Consider the following 17,936-nt stretch of genomic DNA (forward strand, 5'->3'; position numbering starts at 1 on the left):
CCTGCTGTGGCGCGGCGACGGTCGTTGCCGCACGCCGACCGGGGCGCGCTACGGTGGATACCTATGAGCCGCCCCACTCCGGCGCCATCGCGACATCGCCGCGAACCAGTGTTCCGAACATTGGAGATCATCGCCACCACTCTTGTCCGCGTGCAGGGGCTGGAGCTGCGCTACTCCGGGATCGACAACATCCCCGGCCGCCGCTCCGATGGGGCGGTTCTGGCGATCAACCACACCGGTTACGTCGACTTCATTCCCGCCGCCCTCGGCGTGTACCGGGCCGGCCGGCGAACCCGATTCATGATCAAGTCCGAGGTCATGTCGATCGGCATCATGCGTTTTCTGGTCAACCGCACCGGCACGGTCGCCGTCGACAGGTCGGCGGGCGCGCAGGCGTACCGGGCGGCGGTCGACAGTTTGCGGTCCGGCGAGGTGGTGGCCGTGTATCCGGAGGCGACGATCAGCCGCAGCTTCGAGTTGAAGGATTTCAAGACCGGCGCGGTGCGGATGGCCGCCGAGTCCGGCGTGCCGATCGTCCCGGTGATCGTGTGGGGTGCGCAGCGCCAGTGGACCAAAGGCGGCATCCGCCGTATGGGCCGGTCGAAGATTCCGGTGTCGGTCACGTTCGGCCCGCCGATCACCGTCGCCGGCGACGCGGACGCCGCCGCCGAGACCGCGCGGCTACGTGAGGTGATGTACCGCATGCTGCTCGACGCCCAGGAGGGCTACGGCCCGCACCCGGCCGGCGAGCTCTGGGTTCCGGCGCGACTGGGCGGTTCGGCGCCCACCCGTGCGGAAGCCGCCGAACTGGAGGAGGCGGAGGCCCGCCGCCGCGCCGAGGCGAAGGCGCAGAAGGCGGCCCGCCCCGCGCGCCCGTGGTGGCGCCATAAACTGGGCCGGTGACCACCCCGGAGCTCATCCCGAGGTGATGCGCTGGTTCACCCCGGTCCACACCAGACCGTTGTCGAGGTCGGCCCGGTTGGTGTGCCAGGCGTCGCGAATAACGTTCTGCGCCATCGCCCACGGATATTCGTCGGCGGCCCGGGGCATGAGCGCCGCGCCCCGTCACGGGTAGCCGGACTGCATGTCCAGGAACGGTCTGTCGGGTCGTTCGCCCGTGCACACGGGCGTCACGACGGTGTGCTCGTCGCCGTTGAAGCGCAGGAGACCCGGGCGACGAATCGTGCCGTAATATCCGATCTCATCGTCCACGACAGGTTGAAATAGCGGACGCAGAACGCGAAGTTCGGTACACCGCTGAGCATCGCACCCCGGAAGGCCACCGTGCCGGGCGCGGTGACCGGTTCGCCGTCAAGGGTCAGGTCCACTTCACCTGGGGTGACACACTGGTCGCCGAACGAAATATGGCATGTGCCCCAGGTGGCGAGGTGGCCGTAGACGTGGCCGTCCGCGGTGACGGTGAGGGCGGTGGGGCCGGGCAGGTGGGGGTCTGCGAAGTCGGTGCGCCGGTAGGTGATCCCGGCGGCGGTCAACGCGTCAACAACAGCTGTACCCATGCGGGCAGTGTGCCCGGGGAGGGTGCATAGGGGTGGCGCGTTTGACTGGGGGTCCCGCGATGCTCGGCGGTCAGGCGTGCGACGGTGAAAGCCCCAGTCGGGCACGCGCAGCGGCGGCTGATCGGGTAGCAACAACAGCGTCCACGCCCGTGAACGACTTAGTGACCAAGGCGAGGAAATCGTCAACGTCGTTCGCGGTAACGGGAGCCAACTCGACTGCCATGGTCGCAGCCACTTCAGGCTCGCCTGAGCCAAGCGCTTCAACCGCCATCTGACGTGCAGCGGAGTCCATGGCATCGCCGTACGCATCCAGGATGCGCCGCGCAAATTGTTCCACCACTTGACTCATACGCCTCAGTCTACAACCTTCGGAGGGTACGCCGACCAGAATATGGACGGGTCCGAGTCTGTCCGCACCTGAGCCCGAACTAGTATGCCATCAACATCTCGCTCAAATACCAGAGATGTCCCGAAGCGTTGGACCGGTCGATCAGGCAATTGAATGGTGATCGCGATCGCGCCTGCAACGTCTTGGTCTGACCAGCTTTCAGGAAAGCGACTCTTGTTCGGGACGGTCGAATCATGCCGGTGCTTATCGAGTACCCGCTCCATGTCCTCAGGGGTGGGCATCGGTGCGGTTCGGGGCGTGAACGGAATCGGCGACCCACCCGGTAGGTCCTGGTATTCATCGGGTAGGTCCGTTCCGCTCGGCATGAATCGGTTGGTTGTCCGTTGTGGGTGGTCGCCGCCACGTTGCGGGATCTGTGAGCGGCCACCACGAATCGGTTCGCCGTATGCAGCCGGCCGACGCCAGCGCCGAGACCAGAACGCCTCGTCCCGCACGCGTCCGGCGGAGGTGAGTCCTTCGCGGCGTGCCCACTCGGCGGCGGCGGCGGCCCGGTACAGGTCATCGTCATCGGCGTTGATCGCATCGTTCATCACGGCGATGAGTTCGGCGTCGTCGAGCCCGGCGAACTGGGCATCCGTCTCGACCGGACCACCTGCGGGTTCACTCAGCGAACTGGGGGTTTCCGTGTCGTCTTCTCGAGAATGGTCGAGTGCAGATCGTGCATCCCACTCCGCTACCGCCGCCTCATACAGTTCGTCGTCCCCTACCCGGTTCGCGTCCTGCATCAACTCCAACAGGTCCGTGTCGGTGAGCCCGGACAGATCCGTTACCTGCGGCGCGACCGGCTGCTCATCGGGCGCGTCCACCGGTGGTGTCAGGACGGGGGTCTCGTTGGCCTGCACATCGGTCTGGATCAGACCCGCGTTACCCGCCCATACCTTCGCGAAGCCCAAGTTCATCGCGGTCCTGATACCGCCACGCTTGGCCTGGATTTCGGGGACCGAGATCAGTCCGGTTTTGGTGTCGGCGAGAAGGTCTACGAGGTCGTAGATCACTTCGGATGGTGCGCACCAGCCGCCGGCGGCGACGATGGAACCACCGGCCAGTTTCGACTGGTCGACGGCGGTCTCGATCACGTCGGCGTCGTTCGCGCCGGATGCGACCAGATGGTCGGGGAAGTCGAGATGTACCTGTGCGATGCTGCCGGAGGTGTTGACACCGGCACGGGTCACCGACTCGATCTTTGATGCGGCGGCGGCGACGAGGCCGGTGTAGTCGAGGTTCTGGCCTCCGGCGTAACCGGACACGTCCGCGGATGCGGTGATCGTGACGGCGGGTTTGGTGGGTGCGGGGGCCTTCTGCTGGATGTTGGCGAGGTTGAAGCGTTTCCCGGCGGATGCGGCGACCGCGACCGGTTCGGAGACGGCTTCGACTGCCGGTGCTACGTCGGTGGCGACAGGCTCGGTGACCTCGACGCGCTGCTCGGTGTCGGTTTCCGCGCCGTCGGTGCTGGTGTCGTTGCCCTGCTCGGCGGAGTCCTCCACACCTGGGTCGGTGTCGTCGGCGGCCACGTCTGCGGTGGTGTCGCCCAACACCTTCGCGGCGAGGTCGGCGCGCTTGGCGCGCACCTCATCAATGCGCTTGTCGGCGGCTTCCTGCGCAGCCTTCGCCGCAACCGCCACTGCCGCCAGGTATTCGAGACCCAGAACCTGGTCTTCGCTGGTGGGGTCGGTGTCATCGAGGGCCGAAAACTTGTCGGTCACCTCGCTGAGCAGCTGGTCGAGGTCACCGCGGGTTGCGTCTTCGAGCAGGGTTGCGACGGCGGCGGTGCGCTGCTTCTCGGTGCTACCTTCGGCAGCCTTGTCGATCATGGTCTGTAGGTCGAGTGCCACGGCGGTTCTCCTGTGCCGATTCCGACACCCCAGGTGTGGGGTGTTCGGTTCGGCCCATCCGCCAGCAACCGCTTACAAGGGTTTATGTAGTTGTGGGTGAGCGTAAACGTTGGGGGTGCACCCGGCTATGCGGGTGTGCTGACCTGCGCGTAGTGCCCCCCGTATTTTGCTACGTCTCGGCGTGCATCCGTTTCGGACAGATACCGTTTGACCGTGCCGTTCGGGCGGTGTGCCTCGTGGACGATGACCCGCTTCTGACCACCACAGTTACAGGCCATTGTCGGCCACCTCCTGTGGGCGGGTGTGGTTGTCGCGGTACCCTTCCCGCCACATACGGGCACACACCGGCATCCCGTAATACGGGTTCGACGCACCGGGTTCGGCCTGCTGTCCCTCCCGGTACGCTGCCTCTACCATCGTCCGATCAGTCATGTGGTCCTCCCTCTACCGACGCCGCCATCGTGTTCTTTGGCGGCTGCTACGAACGCCCTGTTCACGCGCTTGCCGTACGTCAACCGCCAGAATGCCGCCAACCGCCATATCTAGACCAGGGTTCCTACGTGCAGCTTCCGACTTCAACGCCGCGATCTCTTGTTGTACGTCCTGCCCGAACCGTTTCCGAGCCGCAAGGCTTTCAGCTTTCCTTATGATGTCGTTGTCTGACATGGCTGGTAGGCCAGTCGACGCCTTCTGCGCCTTGATCGCATACGACTCGGGATCGTGTGGTGGTTCCCATCTGCGGGCACGTTGCGCAGCTTCCGCAGTGGTTTCCCACTCTCGACCCTCCGGCCGTGGGATGCCGGGGGCGAGAATACGGTGCATTTCCTCCGCTTGCTCGGCGCTCATCTCCTCCACTAGCGGAGAGTCCAATATCGCTGAACGGGCCGCGTCACGTTCAGCCTCAGATTCGTTGATGCGCTGCACCCACTCAGCTTTTGCTGCGTTCTGCGCATGGCGGAACTCACGCTTCTTCTCCGGCGTCATCTCTACACCCAGCTTCTCCTGCTGGATCGGGTGCTCTCCGCGATCTACCGCATCCGACAACGCCAACTCGGCCGCCATGTTGGCGATCATCATTCGCTTGACGCGGACGCCTTCTTCGGCGGCCTGAGGGGACGTTTCCGCCGTGTACATATCCCGCAGCTCACGGATCGTTTTGATTTGATCCTCCGACGCGGGTGGGCCAGCCGGGGCCGGGTCAGCAGATACGTCCTGTTCGTCGCGGGCTTTGTCTGCTGCTGAGGTGTAGCCGTCACGGACCGCGTCCCGCTCAGCGATCGCCGCTGCCGTCTCCTCCGGCGACCTGCCCAACGCCTCCTCAAACCCGGTGCCGTCCTGCTCGGCTTTCGTTTCGGTTTCCCGGACCGTGTTCCATGCCTGTGCGCGTTCCGGTGTCGCCTCCACTGCCGGGGCGTCCCCCGCTGTCGAGGTAGCGGTCTCCGGCCGGGCACCGTCATTGGTGCCTGCGCGTGCGGCGGCCATCTTCTGCTCATGCCGCAACAGGCCCTCTGCGACCTCGACACGAGCGATCGCCGCATCCACATCCGGGCCACCGCTATCGATTCGGGCCTTCAAATCGGCAGTCGCGGTGTCGAGTTCGGCGCGTACAAGATCGAGCTGCACCGAATCCAAGTCTTCGGGTGGCCCAACCCGGTCGTCGATGTCGGGGCCGGGTTCTTCCCGGTCCGGTTGCCGGCGCGCCCACTCGGTGAACGCAGCCTCGTACACGTCGGGGTTTTTGTCCTGCGCGGCAGCATCCCCCATCAGCTCGGTGAGGTCGCTGTCTCCCATCGCGGACAGGCTGAGTGCCTTCTTCCCGGGGCGGGCGATAATGATCGATCCGATGGGCTGTTTGTAGCGTTTCGCGCCGGCCGGTGTGCGGACACGGCGGACCGCAGCCGCAGTCAAGTCGTCAATGAGTCGACCAGACGCAGTGATCGCACCCAACCGGATACCCACTCGACTTCGCGCCCGTTTAACGATTCTGTCGGGTAGTGGTCCCGCGCATCCCACACCGGCACGGTCGGCGGGTTCGCGACGTGGTAGCCCAATTCGAGGACCGCAGGGTCGTCGGCCGGCAGGTTTGTTGTGCCCTCCTGCACCATTTCGAGCAGGTCGACAGTGCGGAGTTGCGTGTCGGACAAGCGGAACTTGTCAAGGTGATTGAGTCCAGTGGGTGTTACGCGGCGGCGTGATCGGTCGTGGTGTCGGGCTTGTTGATCCAGGCGCTGGCCGGCAGGTTCAGGATCTTCGGTGTCGGGTCTGCGGGCGTGAATCGTTCGGGGTGGGCCAAACGGGCCGCGGTCAGCACACCAGTTCGCTGCGTTGCTTTGTCGGTGGCGAGGCCGAAGTGGACGTCGGCCGGGGTGTGCAGGCCGATGCCGGTGTGCCGGTGTTCGTGGTTGTACCAGGTCACGAACGTGTCGAGGAAGTCCCGGGCGTGGTGGATGGATCCGAACCTTTGCGGGAACGTGGGCCCGTACTTGAGGGTCTTGAACAGTGATTCGGAGTACGGGTTGTCGTTGGACACCTTCGGTCGCGAATGTGACCGGGTCACCTCGAGGTCCGCGAGCAGCGCTGCGACCGGTTTGCTGGTCATCGATGTTCCCCGGTCGGCGTGCACCACCGTTGGTGTGCCATGAACCCTGAAGACGTCGGTCATGAATTCCACTGCGAGTACTGCTGATTCGCGGGTTTGTACGTGGGCGCCGACAATGTAGCGGGAGTAGATGTCGACCATCACGTAGGCGTCGTAGTAGACGCCCTTGACCGGCCCGGGCAGCTTCGTGATGTCCCAGGTATAGACCTGCCGGGGCCCGGTCGCGACCAGCTCCGGGCAGGTGCGGGTGGGGTGTCGGGCCTGCCGGCGCCGCTCGGTGACCTGTTTGTTCTCCCGCAGGATCCGGTACATCGTCGATACCGAACACAGGTAGATGCCCTCGTCGAGCAGCTGCGCATACACCTCGAGCGGGGCCTGGTCGACGAACCGGTCACAGTTCAACATCGTCAACACGCGGGCGCGTTCGGCGTCGGTGAGCTTGTTCACGGGCACCTTCCTCGCGGCCGGTGCCGGCCACTGCCTGCGCGCCCTGCTGCGGGCGGCGGTAGATCGCGTCACCGCCGTCAGCGAGGTGGCTGCCCGGGTGCTCACGCCGGCCTCGGTCAGGTCGTGATGGGTGGCCATCAGTGCTTCTTGCGCGGCTCGTCGGTGTCCGCGCTCTCGGAGATCTGTTCCAAGAGCGCGTGCGCTTTTCCCATGATCTCCAGAGCCGCCTCGGTGGTGGCCAACCGCTTGCCGGTCCTGTCGAGTTCGCGTTTGAGTCGGGCGATCTCGACCTGCTCGGCGGTGAGCTTGCCGATCTTCACCCCAGCGGGTTTGCCGTCGAGGACACCGGCGTCGCGTTGTTTGCGCCATTCGCTGATCAGCGACGAGTACAGGCCCTCGGTACGCAGGTAGGCGCCGCCCTCGCCGCGCTCACAGGCCTGTTCATATGCGGCCAGGTGGGCGAGTTTGTCCGCCGGGGTGAACGTGCGGCGTCGGCGCGGACCGTCAGAACGCGGATGCGAGGAATCCATGCAGGCATTGTCCCCGGCCACGGCCAGGCTGGAAATTGTCATCGTGGGGTTGATCCGTATCTCGCCCTGCAGGCGGGTTTGCTCTGAACCGCTGGACTCAACTCACCCTGACACGCAGGGTTTCACGGCCATAATGTGGCCGAACGTCTGGTCAACCTGGGCTACATCATCCCGTGACTGATGGTAGAAGAGCTCGTCCATGGCACTGTTAAGCTCCATGCGTAAGACCCGGTCGGCGCTCATGAATTCCTCGACGTTACTGGCCGCTTCGAACAGTTCCCCAAGATCGTCAAGTCTTGTTCGGACGCTGTCCACATCAGGCAGCTGGTCGAGTCGGTCGAGCTCAGCCAAGACTTCCGGGGAAAACGATTCTGTCGGGTAGTGGTCCCGCGCATCCCACACCGGCACGGTCGGCGGGTTCGCGACGTGGTAGCCCAATTCGAGGACCGCAGGGTCGTCGGCCGGCAGGTTTGTTGTGCCCTCCTGCACCATTTCGAGCAGGTCGACAGTGCGGAGTTGCGTGTCGGACAGGTCGTAGATGGGGATGCCTTCTGCGAGCCCCTCGTTTATGGTTGCGGTTCTGTCGGCGACTGCGCCGTTGATTGTCCGGACAGTGTCGCGGGTCACGACCGTGTTCGTTGTGGCTTCGCTGATTCCGATTGCTCTGAGTTCGTCGGTGAGTGTTTCGACGGTGAACGTGTGGGCTTCGGCCTTTGCTGGTGCGGTGGCGTCGGGGGTAGGGCTGCTGCTGGTGGTCCATGCACTGAATCGGCCGCGGTTGATGGGGTCAGCGCCGCGGTTGAGGCCGCGTGCACCGATCGCGGCGGTGATCGTGTCCCGTGCCACGGTGGCGCGTGAGGGTGGCGCGGTGGCGGCTGCGATCACCGCTTTCGCGTCACGGGCACGCCGAGCACGGCTGGTCGCGTCGCCGAGGATGTTGCGGGCACGGCCAACGCGGGTAGCGCGCTGCTCGTGCGCGGACGCCGTAACCGCCACCAGCACGTCACAGGCTGTGGTTCGGCGGGCACGGCGGGCGGAAGCGACCATGCTGCGAGCGTCCGCGAGGCGGGTGCGGGCGACCTCCGCACGAGCCACAGCACGCACTTTCGACAGCACGTACGCGTCGAGTTCGGCGACTGACTGCGGGAGTAGCGCCGACGCGGGCGGAACGATCCCGGCCGCGACCAGAGTGCTCACACCCCCGGATGCGACCAGCTGCTCGGTGCGTGGGACCGGGAACCCGGGGACGTTGACCGCGAGCGCGGCGACGAGTTCGAGGTTTCCGTTGATGCCGCGCCAATCACCGGATACCCCGGACCGGCGCAACTCGTCGACACGCTGGTCCCCGATGCCGGGGACCAGACGGCCGGCGAGCCAGATACCGTGAGCGTCTTCGCCGGCGCGGACTATCGCGGTGACAGCGCCGGTGTTGTCGTAGTGCGCGGCCGCTGACGCGGCATCTTCCCCGAGACCGGCGTGGCCGGTGCCGAGCGTGATCTTCCCGACCGGCAGGGCGCCGTCGTCGGTGTCGACGATGCCTTGGTGGAAGTACTGGTAGCCGCTGGTGGATGAGGGTGGGGTGACGCACTGGTCGCCGTATCCGATGTGGCACGATCCCCAGGTGGCGAGGTGTCCGTAGACGTGGCCGTCCGCGGTGACAGTGAGCGCTGTCGGGCCAGACAGGTGGGGGTCTGCGAAGTCGGTTCGCCGGTAGGTGATCCCGGCGGCAGTGATCGCGTCAACAACAGCTGTACCCATACGGGGCAGTGTGCCCGTGAAGGGTGCACAGGCGGGTGGCATCGTGATACTCTGAGCCTTGCAGGGCGACCCCCCCGCGAGTCTTGAAAAAATAGACCAACTGAAAGCTGGGGGCACCACCGCCCTGCTTTTACATATCTACGCTAGGGTTATCTTTCGGATCTTCCCGTCGGAGTGCAGGACCCACAGGTCTTTGATCCGGTTACTGGGGTTCGGCGCCTGAGCCACGTTGTACATCGACATCGCTCGTTCCAGCTCAGAGGTCAGCTCGGCGGGGCCGATGTCGATGATGAACCTGTCTTTTATGAACGGGGGATCATGTTTTTCCCGTGCGCTCTTGACTGCCTTCCTGATCGCCCCATGCATCGCGTAAGCGGTGTTCTTGGTGGATTTGACTTCCACGTGGATCGCCTCACTTTCGGCGTCCTGTTGCCAAATCATGTCGTTCGACGGCGTGCGCCCAGTCCGCCTACCGTCATCGTTGTACTCCCACTCTCCAAGCGGTAGCCATTCCACCTGGTGCCCAAGCCGCTGCAAACGCTTCACTGCTTCGACCTCGTGCTGCGCGAGTGGTTCCCCGCGATAGTCGGGTAACGCTCGTTCCTGCTCGTCGGCGCGCCGCTGACTCGACCAGGGCCGGAGTTTGTGCGGGTGCGGGCTGGATCGGTGCGCGCGTTTGTCTCCCACTGTCTGGATGTCCGCGAGGCGCCGCGTTCCCATACGACGGCGGGGGGTGCGGTGGTCGATGCCGTCGAGAGGTTCCCCCTTGACAGCTGGCCGCCCGAACCTACGCGACCAGTAGCTGACGTTGCGTACGTGCCGACGCCCGGCGGAGGTGAGTCCTTCGCGGCGTGCCCACTCGGCGGCTGCGGCCCGGTACAGGTCATCGTCATCGGCGTTGATCGCATCGTTCATCACGGCGAGGAGTTCGGTGTCGTCGAGGTCGTCGAATTGGCCGCCACCGGCCGGGACCGGTTCAGGATCGTCCGCAATCCCGGGGTCGTCGGGGCGTGCTGCTCGCGCATCCCACTCCGCTACCGCAGCGTCGTACAGCTCGTCATCCCCGACACGGTTCGCGTCCTGCATCAACTCCAACAGGTCCGTGTCGGTGAGCCCGGACAGATCCGTTACCTGCGGCGCGACCGGCTGCTCATCGGGCGCGTCCACCGGTGGTGTCAGGACGGGGGTCTCGTTGGCCTGCACATCGGTCTGGATCAGACCCGCGTTACCCGCCCATACCTTCGCGAAGCCCAAGTTCATCGCGGTCCTGATACCGCCACGCTTGGCCTGGATTTCGGGGACCGAGAGCAACCCGGTCTTGCGGCCGGCGAGCAAATCCACGAGGTCGCAGATCATTTCCGACGGGTCACACCAGCCGCCGGCGGCGACAAGCCCTGTGTAGTCGAGGTTTTGGGCGCCTGCATAGCAGGATACGTCGGCGGCTGCGGGGATGACGACGGCGGGCTTGGCGGCGTCCTCTACACCCTGATCGGCATCTGCACTGTCCGTGTCCGCAGTGGTGTCACCGAGGACCTTCGCGGCGAGTTCGGCACGCCTGGCGCGGATCTCGTCGACGTGCTTGTCTGCTGCTTCCTGCACAGACTTCGCGGCAACCGCTACCGCCACCAGGTATTCGAGACCGAGTACCCCGTCTTCGGTGCCGAGGTCGGTGCCGGCGAGGGCCGAAAACTTGTCGATGACTTCACCGAGCAGAGCGTCGAGGTCGCCACGGTTGGCGCCTTCCAACGCTTTGGCGACGGCGGAGGTGCGCTGCTTCTCGGTGCTGCCTTCGGCGGCCTTGTCGATCAGGGTCTGTAGGTCGAGTGCCACGGCAGTTCTCCTGTGCCGATTCCGACACCCCAGGTGTGGGGTGTTCGGTTCGGCCCATCCGCCAGCAACCGCTTACATAGGTCTATGTAGTTGTGGGTGAGCGTAAACGGTGGAGGTGCAACGCCGACAGCCATACACACATCTGGCAATTGACCCGCTGACTGACCAGTCTACGGAAACGAGGAGGCCCTGACCGGATTTCTCCTGGTCAGGGCCTCTACTGCTTCTCAACCAAAGCGTCGGGGTGGCGGGATTCGAACCCACGACCTCTTCGTCCCGAACGAAGCGCGCTACCAAGCTGCGCCACACCCCGTGTGCAACCTCAGAAAGGGTACATCACCACCCACAGCAGAGGGAAATCGCCTGGTCAGAGGCCAGATTCAACCGCACGGGGCGGCTGGGTTCTCGTTGAGGCGGGCCAGGAGTTCGGTCAGGAGTTCCTGTGCCCGGGCCGGATCGATCACCTCGAGCAGCGCCATGACGGGGGCGAGTTGATCGGGTAACGTCGGCCCGCCGTCGGCCAGGCCCAGGGCGGCCAGGATTTCCCCGGCGGCGGCCGAGTCCAGCGTGGCCTCCGATCGCAGTGCGGGTAGCGCGTCGGGCAACGCGGACAGGTCGATCGGCGGCCGTCCGCGAACATCGTCGGCGGCCCGGACCATCGCGGCGGTCAGTGCGTCAAGGTTGTCTGCGGTCACCGGGGTGATGGTCAGGTGGGTGGTCGGTGCCAGCGCCTGACCGCTCCGCTGCCGGAGGCCCGGTTGCGGTTGCAGGGTCCAGCCGAGTTCGCGGACCCGGTCGGACCACTGGTGCGGGTCCACTCCCCGACCGGAGTCCACGTCCGGGTCGGTCCGGACGGCGAACAGCGGCCCGGCCGGGGTGCCGACCACCCGCAGCCCGTCGATTCCGGCGACGACGCCCAGCAGTGCCTCGGTGGCCCGCCGGGTCCGGGCGGTCAGCTCCGCCAGCCCGTCGACGCCCAGGTATTGCAGGACCGCCCACGCCGCGGCCAGCGATGTGGCCGATCGGCTGCCGAGCATCGTCGGGTTGACGACGGGATAGCCGGGCCACTCGGTGGTGGCGAACGATGCTGCGCGTTTGGCGTCCCGATCGGCGAACAGCAGCACCGACACGCCTTTCGGCGAATAGCCGTACTTGTGTGCGTCCAGCGACATACTGGCCACCCCTGATATGCGAAAGTCCCAGCGCGGCAGGGGCTCACCCCAGAACGGCAACACCCAGCCGCCGATGCACGCATCGACGTGACAGGCGATGCCCAGGGCGGCGGCGCGGGGCGCAACCTCGGCGACGGGGTCGATCACGCCGAACGGATAGTTCGGGGCGGAGACCACGACCAGCGCGGTGCGCTCGTCGCAGCGGCCGATAAGTTGGTCTGCACCGACGGTACCGTCGGTGCCGACCGGAACCCGATCCAGGTGCAGACCGAAGTATTCGGCCGCCTTGTGGAAGGCGGCGTGCGCGGTCACCGGGGCGACGATGACGGGCGGTCCGGCGACACCGGGGTGGCGTGTCCGCCACCGGTCCCGCGCGGATTTCACCGCCAGCAGGCAGCTTTCGGTGCCGCCACTGGTGACCACACCGACAGTGTCCGCACCGTGGACGAGTCCGGCGGCGAATCCGATCACGTCGGCCTCCATCCGGGCGACGGACCCGAACGCGGTGGGGTCCAGACCGTTGACGTGCTGCACCTGTTCGGCCGCGCGGCGCGCCAGTTCGTCGACGACGGCCAGGCCGGGGTCGTAGACGTACGACAGGACCCGGCCGCCCCTGGTGGGAGCGTCACCCGCGCGCAGATCGGTGAGCCGGGCGAGTACTTCCTCCACACGCGGATCAGTCACCGGCCGCCCTCTCTTCACTTCGTGGATCAGAGCTGTTGCGCCGCAGCGGGTAGCGCACGATCAGCGGCACGCTCAGCAACGCCAGTGCGGCGGGCAGCACGCTGAACCCGACAACCATCGCGTCGAGGGCTGATCCGGGTTGCGTCACGGCACCGGGCTCGTCGGACGAGATGTATCCACCGACTGCGAGGGCGACGGTGAACAACACCGAACCCAGTGCCATCCCGGAGGTTTCACCGGCCGTCCACACACCGCCGATGGTGCCCGCCGAACTCTCGCCGTGCCTCGCCTCGTCGTGCCCGATCACATCGGGCAGCATCGCCAGCGGCAGCGACTGCATTCCCGCGTAGGCGGCACCGGCGATGGCGACCGAACCGTACACCCACACCCCCGACGACCACCACAGCCCGGTCAACGATATTGCGGCGACTGCGAACAACACTGTGGCGGCGATGAATCCGTACTCCTTGCCCCTTCGCCGGGCGATCGCTCCCCACAGTGGCGCACAGATCAGGGCGGGTGCGATGAGCGCGGTGAACAGCGCCGACACCGCGGCCTCCGAGTCGAGTACCCAGGTGGCCACGTATTGCGCACCGGCCAGCATGAGTCCGGTCGCCAAACCTTGAAGAACGAATGCCCCCAGCAGCATTCGAAGTGCCCGGCTACGTCGCAGGGCGGCGATCGCCGCCCAGTACGCCCGCGCCGGCGACATCGGGACGGCACCGTCCGCGACCACCTGCCGCGCGTCGTCGGCGGCCCGCGACGACACCCACATACTCACGCCCATCAGCGCACCGGTGACCACGGCCATCAGCAGGTAGCCGACCGCCTCCGAACCCCCGGCATCCCGCAGCGCCGGGCCACCGGCCCCGAACACGAGGATCCCTACCGACAGCACCACCACCCGCACCGTGAGCAGCCGGGTGCGCTGGTCGTAGTCGTCGGTGAGTTCGGCGGGCAGGGCGATGAACGGAACCTGGAACAGACTGAATGCCGTGGCCGAGAACAGGAATGCCGCCGCCACCCACAGTGCCTGCGCGGCCGTGGGCAGCGTGCCCGGCGCGGAGAAGGTGACGACGAAGGCGACGGGCAGGCTGATCGCCCCGAGCACCATCAGCTGCCGGCGCGACCCGCGCACCGCCGCGAGGCGATCGCTGACGAACCCGATCGCCGGGTCGATCACCACATCCCAGATCTTCGCCACCACTATCAGGGCACCGGCCGCCAACGCCGGCACGCCCAGGGTGTCGGTCAGGTAGTACACCAGCACCAGCCCCGGCAGCGTCCCGAAGGCCGCCGTGCCCACCGACCCGATCCCGTACCGGATCACCGTCCGGCGGCGCAACGGCGGCGGTTCAGTCACCGACGGCCACCGGCAGATCATGATTGGACCACTGCGACCACGACCCGGGGAACAGCGCGGCGCCGAATCCGGCGATGGCCAGCGCCGCGATCTGATGTGCCGCGTTCACCCCCGAGCCGCAATAGGTGCCGACTGGTCTTCCGTCGCCGATGCCGAGCGCCGTGAACCGTTCCCGCAGGTCCCGGGCCGACCTGAAACGGCCGTCAGCGGTGAGATTGTCGACGGTGGGTGCACTGACGGCCCCCGGAATGTGCCCGGCCTTGGGGTCGATCGGTTCGGTGTCCCCACGGAACCTCTCGGGCGCACGCGCATCGAGCAGCATCCCATCGAAGCCGCCGGCCTGCTCCAGCGTCAGTGTCGGCAACGCCCCGTCGGCCAATTCGACCCGCCCGGGCTCGGGCAGCACATCGTCGGTCGCCGACGGCAGCCCCGCGGCCACCCACGCCGGCAGTGCGCCGTCGAGTAACCGGACATCGGTCAGTCCCGCCCAGCGCAACAACCACCAGGCCCGCGCGGCGGCCAGGTTGCCGCCGCCGTCGTAGGCGACGACGGCGGTTCCGGGGTTGATCCCCCATCGTCGCGCCGCCCGCCGCAGATCGTCGGCGGCGGGCAGCGGATGCCGCCCGTCGGCGGGTTCGCCGTGCGCCGCGAGTTCGGTGTCGAGGTCGACGTACACCGCGCCCGGAATGTGTCCATGCAAGTACTCACCGTGACCGGGCGGCCCGCCGAGCGTCCACCGCACATCGAGCACGACGGGCGGGTGGGGACCGGCGAGCGCGGCGGCCAGGTCGTCGACCGAGATCAGCACGGACATAGGGTCAAACCTAGATGCCCACCGGCACCCGGTCCACCGTCTTGCGCGTCCCGGCCCAACGCGAACAGAACACCCGGGGTTCGGCTAGGGGGCGGCCCCGCCGGCCCGTGCCCGGTACTCGGTGAGGAACACCGCCTCGGCCAGCGCGAGGTGCTCGATCTCCGACGGATCCACCGACTCGTTGGGTGCGTGGATCAGGCAGGCCGGTTCCTCGACGCCCAGCAGCATGATCTCGGCGTCGGGGAATGTCTCGGCGAGCACACTGCACAGCGGGATCGACCCGCCCTGCCCTTGCCGCGACACCGGAACCCCGTACGACGCCGACAACGCGTCCACCAGTGTGTCGTGGCCGGGCCCGGACGTCGCGCCCGAGAACGGTGACCCGACGGCCTCCCGTTCCACCGACACCCGCACGCCCCACGGCGCGGCCGCGGTCAGGTGGTCGACGAGCAGATCCTGCGCGCGGACGGCGTCCATACCCGGTGGCACCCGCAAGTTGATGCGGGCACGGGCATGGGGCACCACCGACGCCGATGATCCGACGACGGGCGGACAGTCGATCCCGAGCACGGTGACGGCCGGTCGCGCCCACAGCATTTCGGCGACCGACCCGGAGCCGACCAAGCGCACCCCGTCGAGTACCTTCGCATCGGCCCGGAATGCCTCCTCCGGATACTCGACACCGGACCAGCTCTGATCGGCGGCCAGTCCGTCGATCGTGGTGTCGCCGTGCTCGTTTCGCAGGGTGGCGAGCATTGTGATCAATGCGGCCAGCGCGTCGGGCGCCGCCCCGCCGTACATACCCGAATGCATCGCCGAACCCAGCGCCTCCACGGACACGACCACGTTCGCCACGCCCCGCAGGCTGGTGGTGAGTGTGGGCCTGCCGACGGCGAAATTACCGGAGTCACAGATCAAGATGACGTCGGCCTGCGCGAATTCGGGCCGAGCCACCACAAAATCCTCGATACCGCCGCCACCTTGTTCTTCCGAACCCTCCCCGAGAATTTTGACGGTGACCGGCAACTGCCCGGGTGCGATCGGGGCACCGTCCGCCAGGGCACGCAATGCGGTGAGGTGCACAGCGATGTTGCCTTTGCAGTCGGCCGCTCCGCGTCCGTACCAGCGACCGTCCCGTTCGGTGAGTTCCCAGACCGGGGAATCCCATTCGTCCTCACCGAGCGGAGGCTGCACATCGTGGTGGAAGTACAGCAGTACCGTCGGTGCGCCGTCAGAACCCGCGATTCTGCCGGTGACGGCCTTGCTGCCGTCGGAGGTGACATGCGCTGCGACATCGGCGAAACCGAGATCGCCGAATGCCGTCAGCAGCCAGTCGACCATGCCGTCGCATTCGGTGACCGGGAACTGCTCGGCATCGAACACCGAACGGAACGCCACCATTTCGGTCAGATCCGTCTTCGCTCGCGGCATCAGGTTCCGAACCTGTTCCCGCAAAGTACTGTTCACACCACTCATCACACACCTCCGTCGGTTCAGTACGCGAGGTCGGCCGCTTCGATCCGGCCGGAGTCGATCGCCGCCATCATCGCCGCGTGATCACCTTGGTTGATATCTGCGTAGGCGAGCGCGAACTCCGCGATGGCCTCGTCGAAGTCGTCGTCGGCAGCGAGATAGGCGGCGATCTCATGACGACTCGCGGTGCGGGCGTGAGCTTGGGCGAGCGTACGACCGCACAGCGCGGCATAGGCCTTCATCCCGTCCGGATCCAGCGCCTCGACCACCACCGACCCCTTGCCGTCACGCAACTGGCGCACGTAGTAGTCGTGCAGATGATCGTCGGCGTCACGGCCGGTGATGGCACCGAGCATCTGATCACTGGCCGCCTGCATGATCTGCTGCCCCTCGATCACCCGCCACCCTTCACCCGGATAGTCGGGGACAGGCACGTAATCGGCCAGTACCGACCGCTGGGCCTGCTTGACCTGCAACATCAGCGGGTCGTTCTTGCCCTTGCCCCACAGCAGGATCACCCATGCCTGCAGTCCGACGCTGCCGACCCCGACCACCTTGCGGGCCACATCGACGATCTCGTACTGGTCGTAGAGTGCGCTGATGTGGTCGGGCAGGCTGTCGCGGTACAGGCCCATGAGCGCGGTACCGGCCGCCGCCACCTCACCGGCCGTTCGCACGCCGCCGCCGGGGAACATCCGGTCGGCGGCCAGTTCGCTCAACGGCACCAGCAGCGGCGGATCACTGCGGATGTGCGCGCGGCCCCGCTCATCGATCCGGCAGAGTTTGCTGACGGCCTGCATGCTGTCACGGTGGCGCGCCTTCTTCAGCATCTTCTGGGTGCTCTTGGCGGTCGAGGTGTCAAGCTTCTGCCGCAACTCCGGGAACCGCGTGTCGACGTCGATCCTGGCGTACCAGCAATCCAGCGTCGACATCTCGACGCTCTCGGCCAGGTATCGCCGGTAGTGCCGGGCCACCGCCGCGGCATGTTTGGCCGTGTGTTTCGGCGGGAATCCGTTGTTCCGGCCCGCGATCACCACACTCGCCGCCAGCCGCTTGACGTCCCACTCGAACGGACCGGGGTGGGTTTCATCGAAGTCGTTGATATCGAAGATCATCCGGCGTTCCCTGGTGTAGAACACACCGAAATTGCTCAGGTGGGCGTCACCGCACAGCTGCGTCCGGATACCGCTGTCCGGGGTGGCCGCGAGATCGGCGGTCATCACCGCCGCCGCGCCACGATAGAAGGTGAACGGAGTCGCCGACATCCGGGCGTGCCGGACCGGGATCAGATCCGCATCCCTGGTCAGGGCCTGGTCCTCGAGTATCGACACCGGATCGCGGCGCCCGGACACCGCGGGTACCTCCGCGAGCTGAGCAATCGTTGCTGGGCTGATGACATCCTCCTCGAACCGAACACCATGACTGCGCGTCGGGCGGACGCCTGACGATTGTCCCACGACACCCGCCATCCGACGGATCGATTCTCCGACAAGGACGGTGACGCCGGC

16 protein-coding genes and 1 tRNA gene are annotated in these 17,936 nt (G+C 66.5%); 1 reads left to right on the forward strand and 16 read right to left on the reverse strand.

What is annotated here, in order from left to right; translation table 11 throughout:
• Positions 1-63: 63 nt before the first annotated feature.
• Complete coding sequence (locus GII31_RS20480) at positions 64-903, forward strand: lysophospholipid acyltransferase family protein (RefSeq protein ID WP_213245153.1); 840 nt, start codon at positions 64-66, stop codon at positions 901-903.
• A 12-nt stretch (positions 904-915) separates the two neighbouring features.
• Here the strand turns inward: GII31_RS20480 and GII31_RS20485 are convergent, their stop codons facing one another.
• The 16 genes from GII31_RS20485 to GII31_RS20560 form a co-directional block, all read right to left on the reverse strand.
• Positions 916-1,050, reverse strand: coding sequence for a hypothetical protein (locus GII31_RS20485; RefSeq protein ID WP_260840158.1), 135 nt, complete (start codon positions 1,048-1,050; stop codon positions 916-918).
• 80 nt (positions 1,051-1,130) lie between these two features.
• A complete protein-coding gene (locus tag GII31_RS20490) occupies positions 1,131-1,517 on the reverse strand; it encodes a hypothetical protein (RefSeq protein WP_213245154.1) in 387 nt (128 codons plus the stop codon).
• A gap of 70 nt (positions 1,518-1,587) precedes the next feature.
• Positions 1,588-1,866 carry a hypothetical protein gene (locus tag GII31_RS20495; RefSeq protein WP_213245155.1) on the reverse strand — a complete coding sequence of 93 codons (279 nt, stop codon included), beginning with the start codon at positions 1,864-1,866 and terminating at the stop codon, positions 1,588-1,590.
• Between the two features lie 5 nt (positions 1,867-1,871).
• Positions 1,872-3,758, reverse strand: a complete 1,887-nt coding sequence (locus GII31_RS20500) for a major capsid protein (RefSeq protein ID WP_260840159.1) — start codon at positions 3,756-3,758, stop codon at positions 1,872-1,874.
• Between the two features lie 267 nt (positions 3,759-4,025).
• Entirely contained in the window at positions 4,026-4,190 is a 165-nt protein-coding gene (locus GII31_RS20505; protein WP_260840160.1) for a ribosome modulation factor, read from the reverse strand.
• Between the two features lie 12 nt (positions 4,191-4,202).
• Entirely contained in the window at positions 4,203-5,666 is a 1,464-nt protein-coding gene (locus GII31_RS20510) for a hypothetical protein (protein WP_260840161.1), read from the reverse strand.
• Entirely contained in the window at positions 5,663-5,902 is a 240-nt protein-coding gene (locus GII31_RS20515) for a hypothetical protein (RefSeq protein ID WP_260840162.1), read from the reverse strand. The genes GII31_RS20510 and GII31_RS20515 overlap by 4 nt, the downstream gene beginning before the upstream one ends.
• 35 nt (positions 5,903-5,937) lie before the next feature.
• Positions 5,938-7,376 (reverse strand): IS3 family transposase gene (locus GII31_RS20520; RefSeq protein WP_407649855.1). Its coding sequence is split into 2 segments (ribosomal slippage): positions 5,938-7,004 and positions 7,004-7,376, totalling 1,440 coding nucleotides; the frame shifts between segments, so codons are not numbered across the junction.
• A 60-nt stretch (positions 7,377-7,436) separates the two neighbouring features.
• Positions 7,437-9,212 carry a hypothetical protein gene (locus GII31_RS20525; RefSeq protein WP_260840163.1) on the reverse strand — a complete coding sequence of 592 codons (1,776 nt, stop codon included), beginning with the start codon at positions 9,210-9,212 and terminating at the stop codon, positions 7,437-7,439.
• A gap of 18 nt (positions 9,213-9,230) precedes the next feature.
• Positions 9,231-10,922 (reverse strand): hypothetical protein, encoded by a 1,692-nt coding sequence (locus tag GII31_RS20530; RefSeq protein WP_213245160.1) that lies wholly within the window; start codon positions 10,920-10,922, stop codon positions 9,231-9,233.
• Between the two features lie 239 nt (positions 10,923-11,161).
• Positions 11,162-11,235, reverse strand: a tRNA-Pro gene (locus GII31_RS20535).
• Between the two features lie 67 nt (positions 11,236-11,302).
• Positions 11,303-12,778, reverse strand: coding sequence for a pyridoxal phosphate-dependent decarboxylase family protein (locus tag GII31_RS20540; RefSeq protein WP_213245179.1), 1,476 nt, complete (start codon positions 12,776-12,778; stop codon positions 11,303-11,305).
• On the reverse strand, positions 12,771-14,141 hold the full coding sequence (locus GII31_RS20545; RefSeq protein ID WP_246221980.1) for an MFS transporter: 1,371 nt from the start codon (positions 14,139-14,141) through the stop codon (positions 12,771-12,773). Before GII31_RS20545 ends, GII31_RS20540 begins: the two co-directional genes overlap by 8 nt.
• Positions 14,134-14,955: a sulfurtransferase gene (locus tag GII31_RS20550; protein ID WP_213245181.1), complete on the reverse strand. Its 822-nt coding sequence runs from the start codon at positions 14,953-14,955 to the stop codon at positions 14,134-14,136. The genes GII31_RS20545 and GII31_RS20550 overlap by 8 nt, the downstream gene beginning before the upstream one ends.
• An 84-nt stretch (positions 14,956-15,039) precedes the next feature.
• A complete protein-coding gene (locus GII31_RS20555) occupies positions 15,040-16,431 on the reverse strand; it encodes a dipeptidase (RefSeq protein ID WP_213245182.1) in 1,392 nt (463 codons plus the stop codon).
• Positions 16,432-16,448: 17 nt separating this feature from the next.
• Entirely contained in the window at positions 16,449-17,780 is a 1,332-nt protein-coding gene (locus GII31_RS20560; RefSeq protein WP_246221981.1) for a DUF2252 domain-containing protein, read from the reverse strand.
• Positions 17,781-17,936 lie beyond the last annotated feature (156 nt).

Origin of the sequence: Gordonia pseudamarae, assembly GCF_025273675.1 — a bacterium.
GTDB lineage: Bacteria > Actinomycetota > Actinomycetes > Mycobacteriales > Mycobacteriaceae > Gordonia > Gordonia pseudamarae.